We start from the raw sequence: 16,570 nt of genomic DNA, 5'->3' as shown, positions 1-16,570 counted from the left end.
GCCCGCCAGCGCCGCGAGCGCGGCGCCGCGTCCGAGCGTGCCCGGCCCGGTCTCGCGCCCGGCCAGCCAATAGCCGAGCCCGACTGCGCCGCCGAGCAGCGCGCCCTCGGGCGCCCCGGTGAAATCGCCCGGCGACTGGCCGAGCAGCAATTCGAAGGCATCGAGCCCGATCAGCTTGACGATCGCGCCGACCACCAGCCCGCCGGCCGCGCCGCCGAGGATGCTCCACAGCCAGCGCCGCGCCGTCGCGCGCTCGGCGGCGGCGATCCCGAACGCCACTCCCGCGCCGCCCGCCAGCCCGATCGCAATGGTCACGATCAGCAGCACCAGCAGCACCGACACCGCACCCATGCCCTGCGCGACCGGCTGCGCCGCCGCCGCGAAACCGTAGAACAGGCCGCCGAGCATGCCCGCAACGCCCGCCCCCGCCGTGCCGGCACCGCCGAGCAGCAGCACGCGCCGCGATCGGCCCGGCACAGCCGCCGCCGGCGCCATCGGTGCGGTCGGCGTATCCGGTCCCGCCTCGACCGTCGCGACGAAGCGATAGCCGTGCTTGGGCACCGTCTCGATGAAGCGCGGCCGGGTGGCATCGTCGCCGAGTTGGCGGCGCAGCGTCTTGATGCACTGGGTGAGCGCCTCGTCGGTCACCGGCACCCCGCGCCACACTTCGTCGAGGAACCGGTCCTTCGAGACCAGCCTGCCCTCGGCCCCGACGAGCAGCAGCAGGGCGTCGAGATAGCGGCTGTTGAGATCGACCGGCGCGCCGTCGCGCCGCAGCTGGCGATCGTCGGCGTCGAGAATGAAGCGCTCGAAACGATAGCTGGCGTCGGTCATGACGGGGGAAGGTCGCGGCACCTGGCGACGATCCCGCCCCGCCGCCGGAAAATCGGCGCCCAGCTGCCATTTGCCACGCGTTCGAACCGCGCGCGGCAGCGCTGGTGCTGGATGCGGAAGGTGCAGGTCGCGGTCTCCGCGTCGCCGCTGCACCGAAGATCGCTGACCGCCTCGGGCGGCGGCGCGACGAAATGGATGTCCTCGCAAAGGTCGATCAGCCGGCTGCACGGCTCGGCGCGCTTGTCGTTCCACGCCCGCGCCGCATCGGCCGCGGCGGGCTGGACGTGCGTCGTCGCCGCGCAGGCGCCGATAAGGGGCAGGCCAAGGGCGGCCAGGATCGCCAGGCGTGTCATGCGCCCAGCCTGCCCCGCCCGCGATCCGCGCGCAATGCCGTCGAGGGGTCGCATCGCGGGCCTTGCGCCGGCAACGCCTGCGCGACATGCTCGCGGCGGGGGAGAAGGTGCATGTCGATACGGATCAGGATCGCCGCGGCGCTGTTGGCGGGCGCGCTGTCGGTCGCGCCTCTGGCGGCGCAGGCGCAATCGACCACCATTCAGGTGCCCGCGGCAAAGAAATGGAAGCATGTCGGCACGGGCGTGATCGTCCCACAGGCGCTCGCCGGATTGCCGCGTACCGGGATCACCGACAGCACGGCGGGCGAGTTCGACGTGTCGATCCAGTTCGGAAACCCCGAAAGCACCCAGCTGACCATCTATTTGTTCCGTCCGGCATTGGCCTCGGTTCCGGTCTGGTTCGACCGCGCCGAGACGCAGATCCTCGACCGCGACATTTTCGGCCATGCCGCGCCGGTGAGCGATCCGATCGCCTTCGCGCCCCCCGGCACGACCACCGCGAGCGCGCTGCGCCGGGTCTATGTGCCCGAAAAGCGGACCTTCACTGCCACCGGCGCGGCGATGGTGCCGCTCGGCGAATGGCTGGTCGCGGCGCGGCTGAGCTCGACCAGCCTCGATCCCGCTGCGCTCGACGCGAAGCTGCTCGAGGCGCTCGCCGCGCTCGGCTGGCCGGCGCCGGTCGCCGGCGCGGCGCCCGACGCGATCGCCGCCCCGATCCAGCCTTGCACCACCCCGGCGGGTTTTTCCGCCAAGGCAAAGGTCAAGAAGCCCGACATGGGCGCGGCGCTGCTCGGCGCGCTGCTGGCCAACGCGGCGGACGATCCCGACATCAAGAAGACTCCCGTCGAGGGCCCGCAGGGCCTTTGCCGCGAGGGTAAGCCCGGCGCTGAAACCGCCACCTATCGCACGCTCGGCGACGGCAAGGGCTATGTCATCGCGCTCGGCGATGCCGGCCGGACGATCAGCGTCTATCCCGAATTCGTGCTCGACAAGGGCGAGCCGGGCTATGCCGTGACCTTCAACGATCTCGCCACCAGCTATGTCTATCCGTCGTTCGATCGCCTGCCCGAGCCCGGCAAGGCGTTCGAGATGGTCCGCAAATCTCGCCCGATCTCGTCGAGCACGCGCGGTTCGAAGGCGCTCACGATCCACACGCCCTGACGCGGCACGACGCCATGTTCGATCGTCTGGCGACATCCCTGCGCACGCCGCCTTCGCGGGCGCATTTCCGACCCTTTCTCGGCGAGACGCTCTGGCTCGTGCCGCTGTTGCTGCTGCTCGGCGCGGTCGGGGGGCTGATGCACTGGCGGCCGCTGTTCGATGTGACGATCCTCAAGCTGGCGGTGGTGGCGATCGTCGTCCCGGCATTGGGCGAGGAACTGCTCTTCCGGGCCGCGCTCCTTCCCCGCCCGCGCCCCAACGCACCGCTTCCGCGCACGGCGGTGGCGCTGTCGGCGCTACTCTTCGTCGCATGGCATGCGCTCCAAATCTTCGTTTTCGGCCCCGATTGGGGCCGGACGGTGCTGGATCCGTGGTTTCTGGCCGCGGCCGCCGCGCTCGGCATTGCCTGCGCCCGGGTCTACTGGCGGACCGGCTCGCTATGGCCGTCCGTCGGGCTTCACTGGCTGGTCGTCATCGGCTGGAAGGCGCTGCTGAGCGGCCCCTCGCCGTGGCAAGCCGCGTGATCGAACGGCCCGGCCCATGACGATCCCGCCGCCGTCGAGAGCAACGCTCGCCGCGGCGTCGCTGGCGGTGCTGCCCTATCTGGCTGTGATCCTCGCCGACATATTCGGCCATCCCGGCAGCTATATCCATTTCAGCAGGGGCGAAGCGCTCCTGCTGGTTCTGATATTGGCACTCCTGCAATGGGTGACCTGCGTGGTGGTGCTCGCCGTTTCGATCACCATCGCGAAGGGAGCAGCGTGGCTCCTGATCGTGAGCGCAGTGTCCGCTTTCGCCGCGATCGCCGGCTTCATCGAACCGCGTTTCTGGCACCATCTTCTCGATCCGGAGAATGGCGGGCTGAGCGAATGGCTGTTCCGCACGGGCGTCCTCGCCGTGCTGCTCGTCCTGCTCTCCGGCTATGGAAGCCGCCGCTAGTCGTCCATGCTTCCGGTTGGGGCAGCGGAGGGTTTGTCCCGATTGCGGGAGCGCCATGACCCCAGCACCATGGTCGCTCGTAGTGGGAGGCGAAGCCCATGAAGTGGCAGGTGCAGGCGGTGCTGGCGGGCGTGTTGGCCGCGCTCGGGCTTTACGTGCTGTTCAATCCGGTGAGCGTCACCGGCCTCGTGGCGGGAATCATTCCCTGGCTGCTGCTGGGCGCCGGCGCGATCTATCTTCTGGGCGTGGTGCTGCGCAAACGGCGACGGCCGTTGACGATGATCCTGCCCGGTCTGGTCGGCGTGTTTCTCGCCTATGCCGGGCTCAGCATGAAGTTCGGCGACCCGCGCACGGTGGGACCGATCGGCCTGTCCTTCCTCTTCGCGCTGGTGCTGGTCGGCGGCGGCGCCGCCAAGCTGCTGACGGTGCTCGACCTGCGCCGGTCGCGCTATTTCCTGATTTTCCTCGGCGCGGGCGCGATCTCGGTGGGGATGGGGTTGCTGGTGCTGTTCAACTGGGCGGCGGTCTCGGCGGGCTTCATCGGCGTGGTGCTGGGGCTCGAACTGATCGCCGACGCGGCCTTTCTCGGCGCGTTCGCCTTTCGGGACCGCGACAAGGAAGAACAGAAGGAAGCACGGGCCGCCGATCAGGCGGCCTGAGCGCGGACGGCGCCTCGGCGCCGGTTCGCGCGGGGCTGCGCGCTCCGTCCCCGGATCGCGCCCCCGCGCCCGGCCTCACATCGCCTGGAACACGCCGCAGGCGATCCGGCCGCCCGAATTGCCCGAGGGGTCGGTCTTGTAGTCGTCGGCATTGGCGTGGATTACGATCGCCGCGCCGTCCTGGTCGAGCAGCCCCTCAAAGGTGCCCCCGGGCAGGGTGAAGATCGTCCGGTCGCGGCCGCTCGCGCCGATGTTGAGGTTGGGCATGTCGCCGGCATGCGGACCCGCCGGATTCTCGCGGCCATGCTGGTGGGTGGTCGGGTTCCAGTGCCCGCCGGCGCTGGCATAATCGGGTCCCTCGCACTTGCCGACCGTGTGGATATGGGTGCCGTGCTCGCCGGCAGGAAGGTTGCCCGCCTCGATCATCACCCGGATCGCGCCGTCGACTTCCTCGGCGATCGCGGTGCCGATCTTCTCCCCCGCGGGATTGGTGATGTCCGCCTGGGCGCGGAAATGCCCCGCCATGTACCGGGCATTCTGCTCGGGCGTCGCGCACCCGCCCAGCACCGCCGCGGCCGCCACCGCCACCATCGCAACGCTCTTCATCGCCTACTCCCTTGACCGATGCCCCCTAATGGACCCGCCGGCGCCCGGTTCCAAGACCTCAACCGCCGCCGAGGCAATCTCCGTCGCGCTTCCCGCTCACGCTGCCGATGCCGAGGATGATCTTGCCCCGACGCGAGAAGGTGAGCGCCTGCCACCGGCCGCTGTTCCCCACCGCGGTGCGGCTGCGCAGGAAGGTCAGATGGAGCATCTCATATTGCTCGGCGTCGATCCGCCCCCGGTCGATCATGCAGCGCCACTGCGCGACGTTCCACGCCCAGTCGCGGGCGACGCCATCCTGGTCGATCGTCCGCGACAGCGCCTCATACCAGGCGAAGATCGCGCGCAGCCGGTCCCAGCGCTCGGCCTCGGGCATCGCCGCGAGCTTCGTCCGCAGCCGCGCAAGGTCCTCGTCGATGGGAAAGAAGCCCTGCTGCACCTTGGTGTCGATCGCCCAGCGCACCTTGCGCATCGTGATCGGCTGCCCCGCGAACACGCGCAACAGGTCGGCGCGCACCGCCATCAGCAGCGCGACATAGGCGTCGGTCTGCACCTGCAGCATCGCATCGCTCTCGAAGATCGCGGTCAGCTCGGCGAGCATCGTCGGGTTGAGCCTGCCGTCGGCCCCGTGCGCCGTCAGAATCCCGGCGCGGCATTTGTCGCGCACCGGCACCTTCAGGCAATCGCGCGAGAAGAGCAGTTTGCCATAGACCGGCGCCAGCGCCTTGCGGGTCCGTCCGAACTTGCCGCCGAGCGCCTTCTTCCACGCCTTGAGCACCGGCTGGAGGCTGCCCGTGCCGTAGTTCCACTGGCTCATCCCCACCGAGATCAGCTGGCTGTCGAAATTGCCGACCGGCATCGCCCAGCAGCCCATCGTCTCGGGGATCGACGTCTCGGCCATGCGCTCGAAGATCGCCGCGCGGTCGAGCCCGATCTCCGCCAGCCGCGCCGCCGCCTGCGCGTCGATCCGCAGGAACGCCGCCTCGCCGACCCGGCGGCACGCCGGCGGCACCGGCGCGGGCATCGCGGGCCGGGGGCCGGGCGCCGCCTGCGGAACCCCCGGCGTCGTCTGCAGCGCCGCGGCGAGCGCCAGCGCAAAACTCGCGATCCCCATCCGCTCTCCTTCCCTTCCGCCTCCTGCTAGCACGGAATCGCGGAGCGGCTACCGGTCCTCCCTTGGCGAATCCGGGGGAATTGCCGACTGCGCTTGCGTCACGCGCGTCGCATGAGGCGATCGGGGCGCCCACGCGCATGGCGCCCGGAAAGGGCAGAATGTCCGAGCCAGTCCGGCAGTCGCCGCCGCCGATCCGGCCGCCTTCATGGTTCGACGCGATCGCGCCGCTGATTCTGCTCGCGGCGATGATCATGAGCTCGGTCGCGCTGTTCGGGCTCGACGCGATCAACGGCCCGATCCAGCTCGGCCTGCTGCTCGCCGCGATGGTGACCGCCTTCATCCTCATGAAGAACGGCCATTCGTGGGAAGCGATCGCCGAGGCCGGCGCCCGCGGCGTCGCCTCGGTGGTCGGCGCGATCTTCATCCTGTTCGCGGTCGGCGCGCTGATCGGCGCGTGGAACATGGCGGGGACGATCCCGACGCTGGTCTATTACGGCATGCACGTGATCCATCCCAACTGGTTCTACTTCGCCGCGCTGCTCGTCTGCGGGATCATCTCGATGGGGATCGGCAGCAGCTGGACCACCGCCGGAACGATGGGCGTCGGGCTGGTCGGCCTCGCGACGCTTGTCGGCGTCTCGCCGGTTATCACCGCGGGCGCGGTGATTTCGGGCTGCTATGTCGGCGAGAAATTGTCGCCGCTCTCGGAAACCGCGATCCTTTCGGCCCAGCTCACCGGAACCGACATCTATAGCCATCTGCGCCAGCAGGCGTGGAGCTCGATCCCGGCGCTGATCTTCGCGATCCTGATGTTCGCGATGCTCGGGCTCACCGACGGCACCGAAGGGCTCGACAAGAACGTGATCACCTCCGAGCTGAGCGCGCTCGACCGGCTGTTCTGGATCACGCCGTTCAATCTGCTGCCGCTGCTGCTGCTGGTGATCCTGTCGCTGCGCAAGACGCCCGCCTCGATCGCGATCATGCTGTCCGCGCTGCTCGCCGCCGCACTCGCGCCCTTCACCCAGCCCGAGGCGATGCTGCGCTTCGTCGCCGAATCGCACGTGGCCGGCCCGCTCGTCTTCGTCAAAGCCGGCTGGCTCGCGCTGGCCAATGGCTTCGAGGCCAATTCGGGAATCCCGATGGTCGACGGCCTGTTGTCGCGCGGGGGCATGGATTCGATGCTGCTCACCATCTGGCTGATCCTCGGCGCGCTGGTGTTCGGCACCCTGCTCGACGAGTTCGGCCTGCTGGCGAAGCTGATCGCGCCGGTGCTGCTCCGCGCGCGCTCGACCGGCAGCCTGATCGCCACCGTGGTGGGCAGCGCGCTCGGCCTCAACCTCGTCTCGGGCGATCAATATGTCGCCGTGGTGCTACCCGCGCGCATGTTCCGCGAGGAGTTCGAGGCGCGCGGCCTCGCCAGCACCAATTTGTCGCGCGCGGTGTGCGACGCGGGCAGCGTGACCTCACCGCTGATCCCGTGGAACTCGTGCGGCGCCTATATGGCGGTGGTGCTCGGCGTGCCGACGATGCTCTATCTGCCCTGGTGCTTCTTCAACCTCGCCAGCCCGCTGGTCACGCTCGCGCTCGGCTATACCGGCTTCCGCATCCTGCGCACCGCTCCCGCGACCGCGCTCAGCACAGCGGCACCGGCTCCCCCTTTTTCACCGGCCCCCGCGGCACCATCATCGACAGGAACAGCCCCGCCCGCACCCGATCGTTGAGCATCGGATTCCTGGCGACGTCCTCCGCAGTGAAGATCTGCCGCGTCTCGCGCAGCTTCGCGTCGGTGATCGGCTTGCCCGGATCCAGCTGCGCGCGGATCGCCGCCAGCCGCGCCTCGGCAAGCGCCTTGTCCGCCGCGCGCGCCTCGGTCGAAGCGCCGTCATATTCGGCGCCTTCCCCCAGATCGCCCATCACCGTCACCGCGATGCTGTCGATATCGGCGGCCGCCGGGCCATGGGCCTGCGCGAAACCCTGCACGCGCGCCGCCAGCCCGGGGGCGAGCGCGGCGCTCCCGGGCGCGAATTCGATCGGCATCATCAGCCGGGTCACGCCGCCGCAAAAGCCGTGCGCCGGCCCCGCCGCGACGAGCAGCATCGCCGCCACCGCCCCGCGCCACGCCATTTCGAGCTGTCCCATCCGCGCCTCCCCAGGCGGCGAGCCTAGGCGGCGCCCGCATCGCCCGCAACATCGCCTGGGTCGGCGTCGGCAGCGATCCGTCCGCTGCCGCCGCATGCCGGGCACGCCGTCGTGCCCGCGATCAGCCGCGCCGCCATCTCGGCGAGCTTCTGCTCGAGCCGGAGCCGCGCCGAATCGGCGCCGCGCGCATGGACGAAACTGCCCTTCGCCGCCTTGGCCGCGTCCTCGGCGATCAGCTCGAGCTCGGACTGGCTCATTCCCTGCCGCGCGCCCTTGAGGTCCCCGCGCTTGAGCAGCAGCTGGAGCAGCGAATCGGAATAGCGGTTCTTGCGCGAGACTTCCTTGCCTTCGCGCATCACCACTTCGTCCCAGCCGAGCACCGCGCGCTTGAACGCCGCTTCCTCGACATTGGCTAGACCGCGCGCCTGCGCCTTCTTCCACGCGTCCGCGAAGGCCTCGGACTGCCGGCGGACCCGATAGGCCGACGTGCTCGAGATTCCCGCCGCCCGGCATGCGTCGCGAACCACGCCGCTGGTTCGCAGCGTCGCAAGGAACTTGCGCTGCCGCTCCGGGGTCCAGCCGTCGGCGCGCGGCCGGCGGTCGGGAAGATAATGACCGTTCGGCCGGGTCATCATTCGCTCCTCTGCAAGAGAAGCAAACCAGATATACGGCAAGATCCTACATTAAAAGAACCAAAAAGGATGGCTATCGCTGCATCGGCCCGGCGCATTCGCGTGCCGCCGGCGGCAGCAGCGAGGGCCGCATCGCCCATGCCGCGAGCACCGCCACCCCCGCCAGCACCAGCCACGTCCGCATTGCACGCCCTTTCCGCAACCCCCGCCCGAAGAGCCGGAGCGACGCGCCCGCGCAAAGCCTCGTCGACCGAAACCGCCCGCCGCACGACCGGCTGGTGTGCGGCGGGACTCGCAATCGCGCGCGCCAGCGCCCATATGGACTGCGCTACAGTCGCAATCAGACGGTCTTTTGGCGCTTTGCGGCTCCTTATTTCCTTCTCCTCGCCTCCGCAGCACGAGGTGTGCCCGCACGGGGCCCGCCGATCACAGAAGGAAATACCCCATGTCCCAGCAGGGCACCGTCAAGTTCTTTAACGCCGACAAGGGCTATGGCTTCATCGCCAGCGACAATGGCGGCCCGGACGCGTTCGTCCACATCACCGCCGTCGAGCGCGCCGGACTGCGCACGCTCGATCAGAACCAGCGCGTGACCTATGATCTCGAGCCGGACCGCAAGGGCAAGATGGCCGCGGTCAACCTCCAGGCGATCTGACCGGAACGGCGCGGCGCCCCGATCGGGGGCGCCGCGCTTCTCTCTCCCCGATTCCGGAGGTCCCGTCATGTCCGATCTCGCCACCACCTGGCGCGGCTATGCCGACAAGGCCAGGGCCGAAGCCGACGCAGCCACGCTCGACAATGTCCGCGACCGCAACCTGCGCGCCGCGACCGCCTGGCTGCAAATGGCCGAGCGGCAGGAACGCACCGAGCGCGGCCGCGCCGCGCGCGAGGCAATCAAACTCGACGAGTAATCGTACGCGCCGCCGCGCTCCGCGCGCGAAGCGGTGACGCGGCGCACGGCCATCCCGCATCGATCGCTTCCCCGCACCATTCCGGTTCCCCATGCGAGCGCCGCTGACGCCGCGGCCCTGGGTCGAGCCCCTACGTGATCCCCGACATAAGGAAACAGGCGCCGCGCGGCGTCGAACATGCTATTCAGGATCGCAGGATCACCCTCGGGGCAAGTGGTGGTGCAGATGATCGAGCGTGTGCTGACTCTCGTTTTCGCCGCCGGCGCGCTGACCAGCTTCAGCCCGGCGCCCGACCCGGACTATTCGCCCGAGCTGCTCCGCCTGCTCGATCCGACCCGGCAGCTCGCGCGGCTCTGCGGCGCCAGCGGACCCGATTCGATGCGCACGCGGCTGATCGCGGCGTCTGCGGTCGGGCAGGTCTGGCCGAACACCCCGATCCCGCTCTACGATCGGCTGGGCAAGGTCCATTTCCCGATCACCACCGCCAGCCCGCGTGCCCAACGCTATTTCGATCAGGGCCTGTCCTTCGCCTATGGCTTCAATCACGCCGCGGCGATCGCCTCGTTCCGCGAGGCGCAGCGGCTCGATCCCGCCTGCGCGCTCTGCCTGTGGGGCGAAGCGATGGCGCAGGGCCCCAACATCAACGCGCCGATGGACGCCTCCGCCAACGCCGCGGTGCTGCTGATCGCGCGCCGGGCCGATCTGCTCGCCGGCGGCGCCACCCCGGTCGAGCGGGCGCTGACCGCGGCGATGCTCGAACGCTATTCGGACGCGCCGGGCGCCGCCCGGCCCGCGCTCGACGCCGCCTATGCCGATGCGATGCTCGCCGCCGCGAGGGCGCATCCCGCGCAGGACGATCTCGCCCTGCTCGCCGCCGAGGCCGCGATGGACACGCGCCCGTGGGACTATTGGAGCGCCGACCGCCAGACGCCGCAGCCGCGCATCGCCGAGGCGGTGCGGCTGGTCGAGACGGTGCTCGCCCGCAACGCCGAGCATCCGCAAGCCGCGCATCTCTACATCCATCTGATGGAGAACGGCCCCGACCCGAAGCTGGCCGAGGCCGCCGCGGACCGGCTGGCGCCGCTCGCGCCCGAAGCCGGGCACCTCGTCCACATGCCGGCGCACATCTATCTGCGCGTCGGCCGCTGGCAGGACGCGATGCGGCTCAACATCGCCGCGGCGCGCGCCGACGAGCAATGGATCGCGGCGAGCGGCGATCAGGGCCTCGTCCGCTACGGCTATTATCCGCACAATGTCCATTTCATCGTCGCCGCCGCGCAGATGGCGGGCGACATGGGCAGCGCGATCCGCGAGGCGAAGCGGCTCGAGGCGCTGATCGATCCGGCGATCGCCGCGCGGATCGCGTGGATCCAGGCGATCCGCGCCGCGCCCTATTTCGCCGCGGCGCAGTTCGCCACGCCGGCGCAGATCCTCGCGATGCGCGCGCCCGACGCGCGGCTGCCCTATGCCGTCGCGATGCGGCATTATGCCCGCGCGACGGCGCAGGCGCGGCTGCGCAACCGGGCGGGCTTCGACCTCGAGATGGCGAAGCTGCGCGCCCTGCGCGAAGGCGATGCGCTGCAGCCGATGGTCGATCAGGGCGGCCCGGCGCGCGATCTGGTGCAGATCGCCGAATCGGTGGCGCGGGCCCGCTGGGCCCAGGCCAATGGCCGGCTCGCCGAAGCCGCGAAACAGTATCGCGCGGCGATCGCGATCGAGGATCGCATCCCCTATAACGAGCCGCCTTACTGGTATTATCCGGTGCAGCAGTCGCTCGGCGCGGCGCTGTTCCAGGCCCGGCGCTACGACGAGGCGCGCACTGCCTTCCGCGCGGCGCTGGTCCAGTCGCCGGGCAATGGCTGGGCGCTCTACGGCCTCGCCGCGAGCGAGCGCGCGCTCGGCCACCGCGCCGAGGCCAAAGCGACCGACGCCGCGCTCACCCGCGCCTGGGCGGGCGACCGCAAATGGCTGCGGATGGACCGATTGTAGGGCGCCCCTTGAACCTCCTCGCGTCGAGGGCCGTTCAAATCCTCCCCCGCCAGGGGGAGGTGGCGCCGAAGGCGGCGGAGGGGGAGGCAGGCGATGCACTCTCCAACGGCGCGCCGTGAGTCCGCCCCCTCCGTCACGCTTGCGCGTGCCACCTCCCCCTGGCGGGGGAGGATTTGAATGTCACCGCACTTCAGGCCCGGAAATCGAGCTCCACCACCCGCGTCGGCGTCGCGCGGCAGAACAAGGGCAACATGCGCTCGGCATCGGGATAGGTGGCGATCAGCTGCGCCCGGAAGCGCCACCCGCCATTGCCCGGCTCGATCCAGGTCAGCCGGTCGAAACGCAGCTGCGTGCCCCCGGTGATCCCCACTTGCCGCGCCGCTTCCTGCAGGCACATGTTCATCGATGGTCGCGCGTCGGCCGGCAGCACCGACAGATCAGCGACCACCTTGGCCGGGGGACCCGGCGGGAAGGGGCCCGCCGGCGGTGGCGGCGCCTCGGGCTCCGGCATCGGCTCGGGCATCGGTTGCGGCCGCATGTCCGGCTCGCGCGGCGGCGGCGGCGGAGGTGGCGGGGGATAATTGCCCACCGCCGAGGGCGGCCGCGAATTGTTGCGGTTGCCGAGGATCGCCGCGAGCCCGGCTGCGACGGTGGCGCCGCCGATGATCGCGCCGGTGCTCAGTCCGCCGCCATTGCCCGGGCGGTCCCAATTGTTGCGGCCATAGCCATAGCCGAAGGTGCCGCGGCAATTGCGCGTGACCCAGATATGGCGGGCGTCATAGCCCCAGTTGCCGCGCGTGCAATTGGCGGCGCGGGTGAGCAGCTCGACGCGGTTCTGGGTCCGCGCGTTGCAGCGCTGGGTGCGGCTGTTGCGCGATTCGCAGGTCACGCGTCCGGCGAAGCCATCATCGCGCGGCGGCCGGCCGGGCGGTCGGCCCGGCACCGGCTGCGGCAACGGCGTCGGCCGCTGCCAATCCGGAACCGGCTGGGGCAGTGGCACCGGCCGGTTCGCGCCCGGCCGATCGGGGACCGGCTGCGGCAGCGGCACGGGCCTTTCGGTGCCCGGCCGTTCCGGCCTCGGCCGGGTCTGGGCTTCGGCGGGTTGCACCGATTGCGCCGCGAGCATCGCCATTGCCGCGATCGTCGTGACCTTGCCCTTCATGCCCGATCTCCTGAAAGGCGGCGCATGCGTCGCCAGCCTCGCAAATTAGGCGCGCGCCCCGACCGGCACTATCGGCACAAATCCCGATGCGGTGCCGACGCTGCCGCCCGCCCGGCGGGCCGCTTCGCCGCGCACGGGCCGATCCGTGGCGGTCGCGCAACAGCCGCCTGCAAAAAGGATCCGGATCCCCACAAATCCCCCACCATGTCCGGGTTTTCCCGCATTACCCGGGCGCGACACCACGCCGACCACCGGCCAGTTGCTGGATCAAGTCGGGGTGGTTCCATGTCGAAATCCGAACAGTCGCGCTGCGTATCGCTCGCCGCCATCGCCATCATGGCGCTCTCCTCTCACTCGGCATTGGCGCAGACCGCCGAGCCGCAATCGGCCGCCGGGGCCGAACCGCAGGACGAAGTCGTCGTCACCGGTTCGCGCATTCGCCGCGATCCGCTCGCGCAGGACGCGCCGGTGGTCCAGGTCGATCAGGCCGATATCGCGAAGACCGGGCTCAACTCGATCAACGACGTGCTCCAGCGCCTGCCCAGCTCGGGCGGCGGGCTCAACTCGCGGTTCAACAATTCGGGCAACCTCGGCAATCCGCCCGATGGCGGCGGCGTCGGCGCGGGCGCGGCCGAGATCGACCTGCGCTATCTCGGCTCGCGCCGCGTGCTCGTGCTGGTCGACGGCATCCGCTTCGTCAACGGCGCCTCGGCGAGCGGCGTTCCCGGCTCGACCGATCTCAACGCCATCCCCGATAGCGCGATCGAGCGCGTCGAGGTGCTGCAGGACGGTGCTTCGGCGATCTACGGCTCGGATGCGATCGCGGGCGTGGTCAACATCATCACCAAGAAGCGGCAGGACGGGCTGATGGCCTCGGCCCAGCACGGCATGTTCGACGATGGCGACGGCTTCAGCCAGAATTACCAGCTGAGCTGGGGCAATGGCGGCAGCGGCCCGTTCCAGATCGTGATCGGCGGCAATTATGTGAAGCAGGAGGGCGTCTCCGCCGACAGCCGGGCGATCTCGCGCTATCCGGCGCCCTATGCCGATAGCTGCGCCGCGGGCGGCTGCTCGGGCTTCCTGCCCAATGGCCGCTATGCGGTGTTCGGTCAGGATCTCACGCTGATCGCGCCGGTGCTCGGCCGCGCGCCGACGCCCGCCGATTTCCGCGATTTCGCCGATCCGGGCGACCGCTTCAATTTCGCGCCGTACAATTATCTCCAGATCCCGCTCGAGCGCTACGGCGCCTTCGCCAATCTGCGCTACGAGCTCGCCGACAATATCAACCTGTCGGTCAAGGGCATCTGGAACAAGCGCAAGTCGAGCAACCGCGCCGCGCCGCTGCCCTTCGGCGTCGGCCCCGCCGCCGGCATCACCCCGGTGCTCGACGGCACCCCGGTCGATGCCACCAATCCCTACAACCCCTTCGGCGTCACCCTCGACGCGACCAATATGGACTTCATCTTCCGCCGCTTCGTCGAAGGCGGCCCGCGCCGCTTCGATCAGGAAGTCGAGACGCTCTACAGCGTCGTCACCCTCGACGGCGATTTCGGCGGCGACAACCGCTGGTATTGGGACGTCAACGCCAGCTACGGCCGCAACAAGGCCGAGCAGGAGATGTTCGGCAACATCCATTCGGGCCGGCTGCGCCAGGCGCTCGGCCCGCTCGCCGGCTGCGCCGCGCCCTGCGTGCCGTTCAACCTGTTCGGCGGCGCCGGCTCGATCACCCAGCCGATGCTCGACTATGTCACCTTCGTCCAGCAGGACAGCAGCAAGCAGGAGACGTGGGACGTCTCTGCCAACCTCTCGGGCTCGCTGCTCGACTTGCCGGGCGGACGGCTGGGCGTCGCGGTGGGCGCGCAATATCGCGAGCTGCGCGGCCGCTTCGATCCCGATCCGATCGTCGCCGCCGGCTTCAGCTCGGACATCCCCGCCCAGCCGACCCGCGGCGATTATTCGGTCAAGGAGGCCTATGCCGAGATCGAGGCGCCGATCCTCTCCGACCGCCCCTTCTTCCAGCTGCTCGAGCTGAACGGCGCGGTGCGCTATTCGGACTATTCGACCTCGGGCTCGACCACCACGTTCAAGGGCAGTCTCAATTGGAAGCCGATCCGCGACCTGCGGCTGCGCGGCTCCTATTCGGAAGGCTTCCGCGCGCCTTCGATCGGCGAGCTGTTCGGCACCCAGTCGCGCTTCGACCAGACGCTCGACGATCCCTGCTCCTCGCACGCCGGCAACACCGCCCCGCGCAATTTCCAGAACGACGCCACGGTACGCACCAACTGCATCGCCGCGGGCGTCCCCGCCAATGGCAGCTACAACCAGGCCAATCCGCAGATCTCGGTGCTCGTCGGCGGCAATCAGGCGCTCGAGCCAGAGACCTCGAAAGGCTGGGTGGTCGGCGGCGTGTACAGCCCGTCCTGGTTCCGCGGCTTCGCGCTCGAGGCCAATTACTACAACATCAAGCTGCGCGGCGCGATCCAGACGGTCGACGCCGAGGTGACGGTCGGCAATTGCGTCGTCAGCAACGATCCCGCCGCCTGCGCGCTGGTCACCCGGGCGGGCGCGCAGCTGACCCAGGTCTCCGGCCTGCTCCAGAACATCGCCGGGATCGAGACCGACGGGCTCGACGTCAATGTCAGCTACCGCACCGGCACCACCGGCTGGGGCAGCTTCAACTTCACCTGGAACAACAGCTTCCTGTTCCGCTACAATGTGATCGTCCCCGGCACCGATGGCAACCAGACGATCCGCCGCGCCGGCACCGAGCAGGGCAGCCCCTCGCAGGGTTTTCCCGACTGGAAGGCGATCGGCGTGATCGACTGGGATCTCGACAATTTCGGAGCGACGGTCACCGGCCGCTATATTTCGAGCCTCGAGGAAGCCGGCGGCAACGTCCTCGATTCACGCTTCTACACCGATCTCCAGCTGCGCCTGTCGACCGGCGCCGACGACCGGTTCGGCTTCGCGCTCGGGGTCAACAACCTGTTCAACGTCGCCGCGCCGGGCTGCATCACCTGCGATCTCAACAATATCGACCCGACCGTGCACGACATTCCGGGTCGCTACCTCTACGTCCGCGCGAGCCTGCGGCTGTGACCCGCTAGCGCGCCGCGCTCCGCACCGCGGCGACGCCCTGGAGGATGTTGTCGACGACGAAGCCGGGGTCCTCGTGCGGCAGTCCGTGACCGGCATTGGCGGCGATGTTCTGGCGCGCCTGCGAGGACAGCGACAGGAATCCCTTCTGCATGTCCTGCGTGGCGTCCTCCAGCTTGACCGCCAGCGGCTCGGACAGGCCGGGCACCATCCGGAAGCGCGGACTGTGCGTCGCGACGATCAACGGCTTCGCCCCGAGCGAGCGCAGCGCGCGCGCCTGATCCTCGCTCGCACTGACGTCGAGCGACTCTGCGTTCGTGCCCCGGTCGGCGAGCCTGCTGGTCAGGAGGGCGCGCGCCTCGGTGATGGCCTTCTCCTCGCCCGGCGCGGCGGGCGGGAGGAGCGCAAGCCAGCGCCGGGTTTGATCGGGATGCGTCGACGAGACCAGCACCAGCCCCGCGGTATCGGCGGGGAAACGGCTCGCGAATACCTGCGCATGGAGGCCGCCGATCGAGTGGCCGACGAGCAGATAGGGGCCCGGCACGCGCGCCCTGCGCAGCGCGCTGCGGAGATCGGTCGCCGCGTCGAGGCTGGTCCGTGGGCGCTGCGCGGCGGGATCGCTGCCGCCCAGCCCGGCGCGATCGTAGAGGCACACCCGGGTGACCGGCGCGATCCGGTCGGCGATCCGCCGCCATCCCTGATCTTCGGCCGCGGCCGTCCCAAATCCGGCATCGACGACCACCACCGGGGCACCCGCACCCTGGCAGCGCAAATGGATCGCGCGGCCGCCTATATCAAAGCGCCCCTCGACCGCATCGTCGGGCAGAGCTGCCGCCGGCGCGGCGCCGAGCGCGGCCGCGATCCATGTCAGAAACAAAGCCAATCCGCGCGCCATCCCCGGCCTCCCGATGTGATATACTAATATAATACACTATCGTCCTGCGGCGCAATGCCGTTACGGATTTCCCGCATTTGGTT

17 protein-coding genes are annotated in these 16,570 nt (G+C 69.8%); 9 read left to right on the top strand and 8 right to left on the bottom strand.

Features of this window, described 5'->3' with window-relative positions; translation table 11 throughout:
* Together E5A74_RS11915 and E5A74_RS11910 are read right to left on the bottom strand one after the other, a co-directional pair.
* Nucleotides 1–834: winged helix-turn-helix domain-containing protein (locus E5A74_RS11915; protein ID WP_135985141.1), on the bottom strand; the 834-nt coding region annotated here is incomplete at its 3' end.
* Entirely contained in the window at nt 831–1,187 is a 357-nt protein-coding gene (locus tag E5A74_RS11910) for a hypothetical protein (protein ID WP_135985139.1), read from the bottom strand. The genes E5A74_RS11915 and E5A74_RS11910, both read right to left, overlap by 4 nt.
* Nucleotides 1,188–1,298: 111 nt before the next feature.
* Between E5A74_RS11910 and E5A74_RS11905 the strand changes: the two genes are divergently transcribed.
* The 4 genes from E5A74_RS11905 (at nt 1,299) to E5A74_RS11890 (ending at nt 3,946) form a co-directional block, all read left to right on the top strand.
* Entirely contained in the window at nt 1,299–2,348 is a 1,050-nt protein-coding gene (locus tag E5A74_RS11905; RefSeq protein ID WP_135985136.1) for a hypothetical protein, read from the top strand.
* A gap of 14 nt (nt 2,349–2,362) precedes the next feature.
* Complete coding sequence (locus tag E5A74_RS11900; protein WP_135985134.1) at nt 2,363–2,872, top strand: CPBP family glutamic-type intramembrane protease; 510 nt, start codon at nt 2,363–2,365, stop codon at nt 2,870–2,872.
* 16 nt (nt 2,873–2,888) lie between these two features.
* Nucleotides 2,889–3,287: a hypothetical protein gene (locus E5A74_RS11895; protein WP_135985132.1), complete on the top strand. Its 399-nt coding sequence runs from the start codon at nt 2,889–2,891 to the stop codon at nt 3,285–3,287.
* 98 nt (nt 3,288–3,385) lie between these two features.
* The gene (locus E5A74_RS11890) at nt 3,386–3,946 is read left to right on the top strand and encodes a DUF308 domain-containing protein (protein WP_135985130.1); all 561 of its coding nucleotides are present in this window, start codon (nt 3,386–3,388) and stop codon (nt 3,944–3,946) included.
* Between the two features lie 75 nt (nt 3,947–4,021).
* On the opposite strand, the gene E5A74_RS11885 is transcribed toward E5A74_RS11890, so the two are convergent.
* Both E5A74_RS11885 and E5A74_RS11880 read right to left on the bottom strand, forming a co-directional pair.
* Nucleotides 4,022–4,552 carry a superoxide dismutase family protein gene (locus tag E5A74_RS11885; RefSeq protein WP_135985128.1) on the bottom strand — a complete coding sequence of 177 codons (531 nt, stop codon included), beginning with the start codon at nt 4,550–4,552 and terminating at the stop codon, nt 4,022–4,024.
* A 58-nt stretch (nt 4,553–4,610) separates the two neighbouring features.
* Nucleotides 4,611–5,663 carry a hypothetical protein gene (locus E5A74_RS11880; RefSeq protein WP_135985126.1) on the bottom strand — a complete coding sequence of 351 codons (1,053 nt, stop codon included), beginning with the start codon at nt 5,661–5,663 and terminating at the stop codon, nt 4,611–4,613.
* A 158-nt stretch (nt 5,664–5,821) separates the two neighbouring features.
* Here E5A74_RS11880 and E5A74_RS11875 point away from each other — a divergent pair, with 158 nt between their 5' ends.
* Nucleotides 5,822–7,384 (top strand): Na+/H+ antiporter NhaC family protein, encoded by a 1,563-nt coding sequence (locus E5A74_RS11875; RefSeq protein WP_206365841.1) that lies wholly within the window; start codon nt 5,822–5,824, stop codon nt 7,382–7,384.
* Here E5A74_RS11875 and E5A74_RS11870 read toward each other — a convergent pair.
* Together E5A74_RS11870 and E5A74_RS11865 are read right to left on the bottom strand one after the other, a co-directional pair.
* A complete protein-coding gene (locus E5A74_RS11870) occupies nt 7,296–7,802 on the bottom strand; it encodes a hypothetical protein (RefSeq protein WP_135985122.1) in 507 nt (168 codons plus the stop codon). The two genes, E5A74_RS11875 and E5A74_RS11870, sit on opposite strands and share 89 nt — an antisense overlap.
* Nucleotides 7,803–7,825: 23 nt before the next feature.
* The gene (locus E5A74_RS11865) at nt 7,826–8,434 is read right to left on the bottom strand and encodes a hypothetical protein (protein ID WP_135985120.1); all 609 of its coding nucleotides are present in this window, start codon (nt 8,432–8,434) and stop codon (nt 7,826–7,828) included.
* Nucleotides 8,435–8,879: 445 nt separating this feature from the next.
* Here E5A74_RS11865 and E5A74_RS11860 point away from each other — a divergent pair, with 445 nt between their 5' ends.
* From E5A74_RS11860 to E5A74_RS11850, 3 genes are all read left to right on the top strand, one after another.
* Nucleotides 8,880–9,089 carry a cold-shock protein gene (locus E5A74_RS11860; RefSeq protein ID WP_135985118.1) on the top strand — a complete coding sequence of 70 codons (210 nt, stop codon included), beginning with the start codon at nt 8,880–8,882 and terminating at the stop codon, nt 9,087–9,089.
* Between the two features lie 67 nt (nt 9,090–9,156).
* Nucleotides 9,157–9,345, top strand: a complete 189-nt coding sequence (locus E5A74_RS11855) for a hypothetical protein (protein WP_135985116.1) — start codon at nt 9,157–9,159, stop codon at nt 9,343–9,345.
* A gap of 177 nt (nt 9,346–9,522) precedes the next feature.
* Nucleotides 9,523–11,334, top strand: a complete 1,812-nt coding sequence (locus E5A74_RS11850) for a tetratricopeptide repeat protein (RefSeq protein ID WP_240699776.1) — start codon at nt 9,523–9,525, stop codon at nt 11,332–11,334.
* A gap of 190 nt (nt 11,335–11,524) precedes the next feature.
* Here the strand turns inward: E5A74_RS11850 and E5A74_RS11845 are convergent, their stop codons facing one another.
* On the bottom strand, nt 11,525–12,496 hold the full coding sequence (locus tag E5A74_RS11845) for a DUF3011 domain-containing protein (protein WP_135985114.1): 972 nt from the start codon (nt 12,494–12,496) through the stop codon (nt 11,525–11,527).
* Between the two features lie 285 nt (nt 12,497–12,781).
* On the opposite strand from E5A74_RS11845, the gene E5A74_RS11840 reads away from it, so the two are divergent.
* Nucleotides 12,782–15,595: a TonB-dependent receptor plug domain-containing protein gene (locus tag E5A74_RS11840; RefSeq protein ID WP_135985112.1), complete on the top strand. Its 2,814-nt coding sequence runs from the start codon at nt 12,782–12,784 to the stop codon at nt 15,593–15,595.
* Between the two features lie 4 nt (nt 15,596–15,599).
* Here the strand turns inward: E5A74_RS11840 and E5A74_RS11835 are convergent, their stop codons facing one another.
* Complete coding sequence (locus E5A74_RS11835) at nt 15,600–16,487, bottom strand: alpha/beta fold hydrolase (RefSeq protein ID WP_135985110.1); 888 nt, start codon at nt 16,485–16,487, stop codon at nt 15,600–15,602.
* Nucleotides 16,488–16,570: the final 83 nt, after the last annotated feature.

This window comes from Sphingomonas naasensis (assembly GCF_004792695.1).
In the GTDB taxonomy this organism is placed as follows: domain Bacteria; phylum Pseudomonadota; class Alphaproteobacteria; order Sphingomonadales; family Sphingomonadaceae; genus Sphingomonas; species Sphingomonas naasensis.
The sequence above is the reverse complement of the archived record's forward strand: the minus strand, read 5'-3'. Positions and strand labels throughout refer to the sequence as shown.

Excerpts from the sequence above, each read along its gene's own strand:
- E5A74_RS11855 (WP_135985116.1), top strand. The coding sequence starts at position 9,157 with ATGTCCGATCTCGCCACCACCTGGCGCGGCTATGCCGACAAGGCCAGG.
- E5A74_RS11910 (WP_135985139.1), bottom strand. The coding sequence starts at position 1,187 with ATGACACGCCTGGCGATCCTGGCCGCCCTTGGCCTGCCCCTTATCGGC.
- E5A74_RS11875 (WP_206365841.1), top strand. The coding sequence starts at position 5,822 with ATGTCCGAGCCAGTCCGGCAGTCGCCGCCGCCGATCCGGCCGCCTTCA.
- E5A74_RS11860 (WP_135985118.1), top strand. The coding sequence starts at position 8,880 with ATGTCCCAGCAGGGCACCGTCAAGTTCTTTAACGCCGACAAGGGCTAT.
- E5A74_RS11835 (WP_135985110.1), bottom strand. The coding sequence starts at position 16,487 with ATGGCGCGCGGATTGGCTTTGTTTCTGACATGGATCGCGGCCGCGCTC.
- E5A74_RS11890 (WP_135985130.1), top strand. The coding sequence starts at position 3,386 with ATGAAGTGGCAGGTGCAGGCGGTGCTGGCGGGCGTGTTGGCCGCGCTC.
- E5A74_RS11885 (WP_135985128.1), bottom strand. The coding sequence starts at position 4,552 with ATGAAGAGCGTTGCGATGGTGGCGGTGGCGGCCGCGGCGGTGCTGGGC.
- E5A74_RS11870 (WP_135985122.1), bottom strand. The coding sequence starts at position 7,802 with ATGGGACAGCTCGAAATGGCGTGGCGCGGGGCGGTGGCGGCGATGCTG.
- E5A74_RS11865 (WP_135985120.1), bottom strand. The coding sequence starts at position 8,434 with ATGACCCGGCCGAACGGTCATTATCTTCCCGACCGCCGGCCGCGCGCC.
- E5A74_RS11840 (WP_135985112.1), top strand. The coding sequence starts at position 12,782 with ATGTCGAAATCCGAACAGTCGCGCTGCGTATCGCTCGCCGCCATCGCC.
- E5A74_RS11900 (WP_135985134.1), top strand. The coding sequence starts at position 2,363 with ATGTTCGATCGTCTGGCGACATCCCTGCGCACGCCGCCTTCGCGGGCG.
- E5A74_RS11880 (WP_135985126.1), bottom strand. The coding sequence starts at position 5,663 with ATGGGGATCGCGAGTTTTGCGCTGGCGCTCGCCGCGGCGCTGCAGACG.
- E5A74_RS11895 (WP_135985132.1), top strand. The coding sequence starts at position 2,889 with ATGACGATCCCGCCGCCGTCGAGAGCAACGCTCGCCGCGGCGTCGCTG.
- E5A74_RS11850 (WP_240699776.1), top strand. The coding sequence starts at position 9,523 with ATGCTATTCAGGATCGCAGGATCACCCTCGGGGCAAGTGGTGGTGCAG.
- E5A74_RS11905 (WP_135985136.1), top strand. The coding sequence starts at position 1,299 with ATGTCGATACGGATCAGGATCGCCGCGGCGCTGTTGGCGGGCGCGCTG.
- E5A74_RS11845 (WP_135985114.1), bottom strand. The coding sequence starts at position 12,496 with ATGAAGGGCAAGGTCACGACGATCGCGGCAATGGCGATGCTCGCGGCG.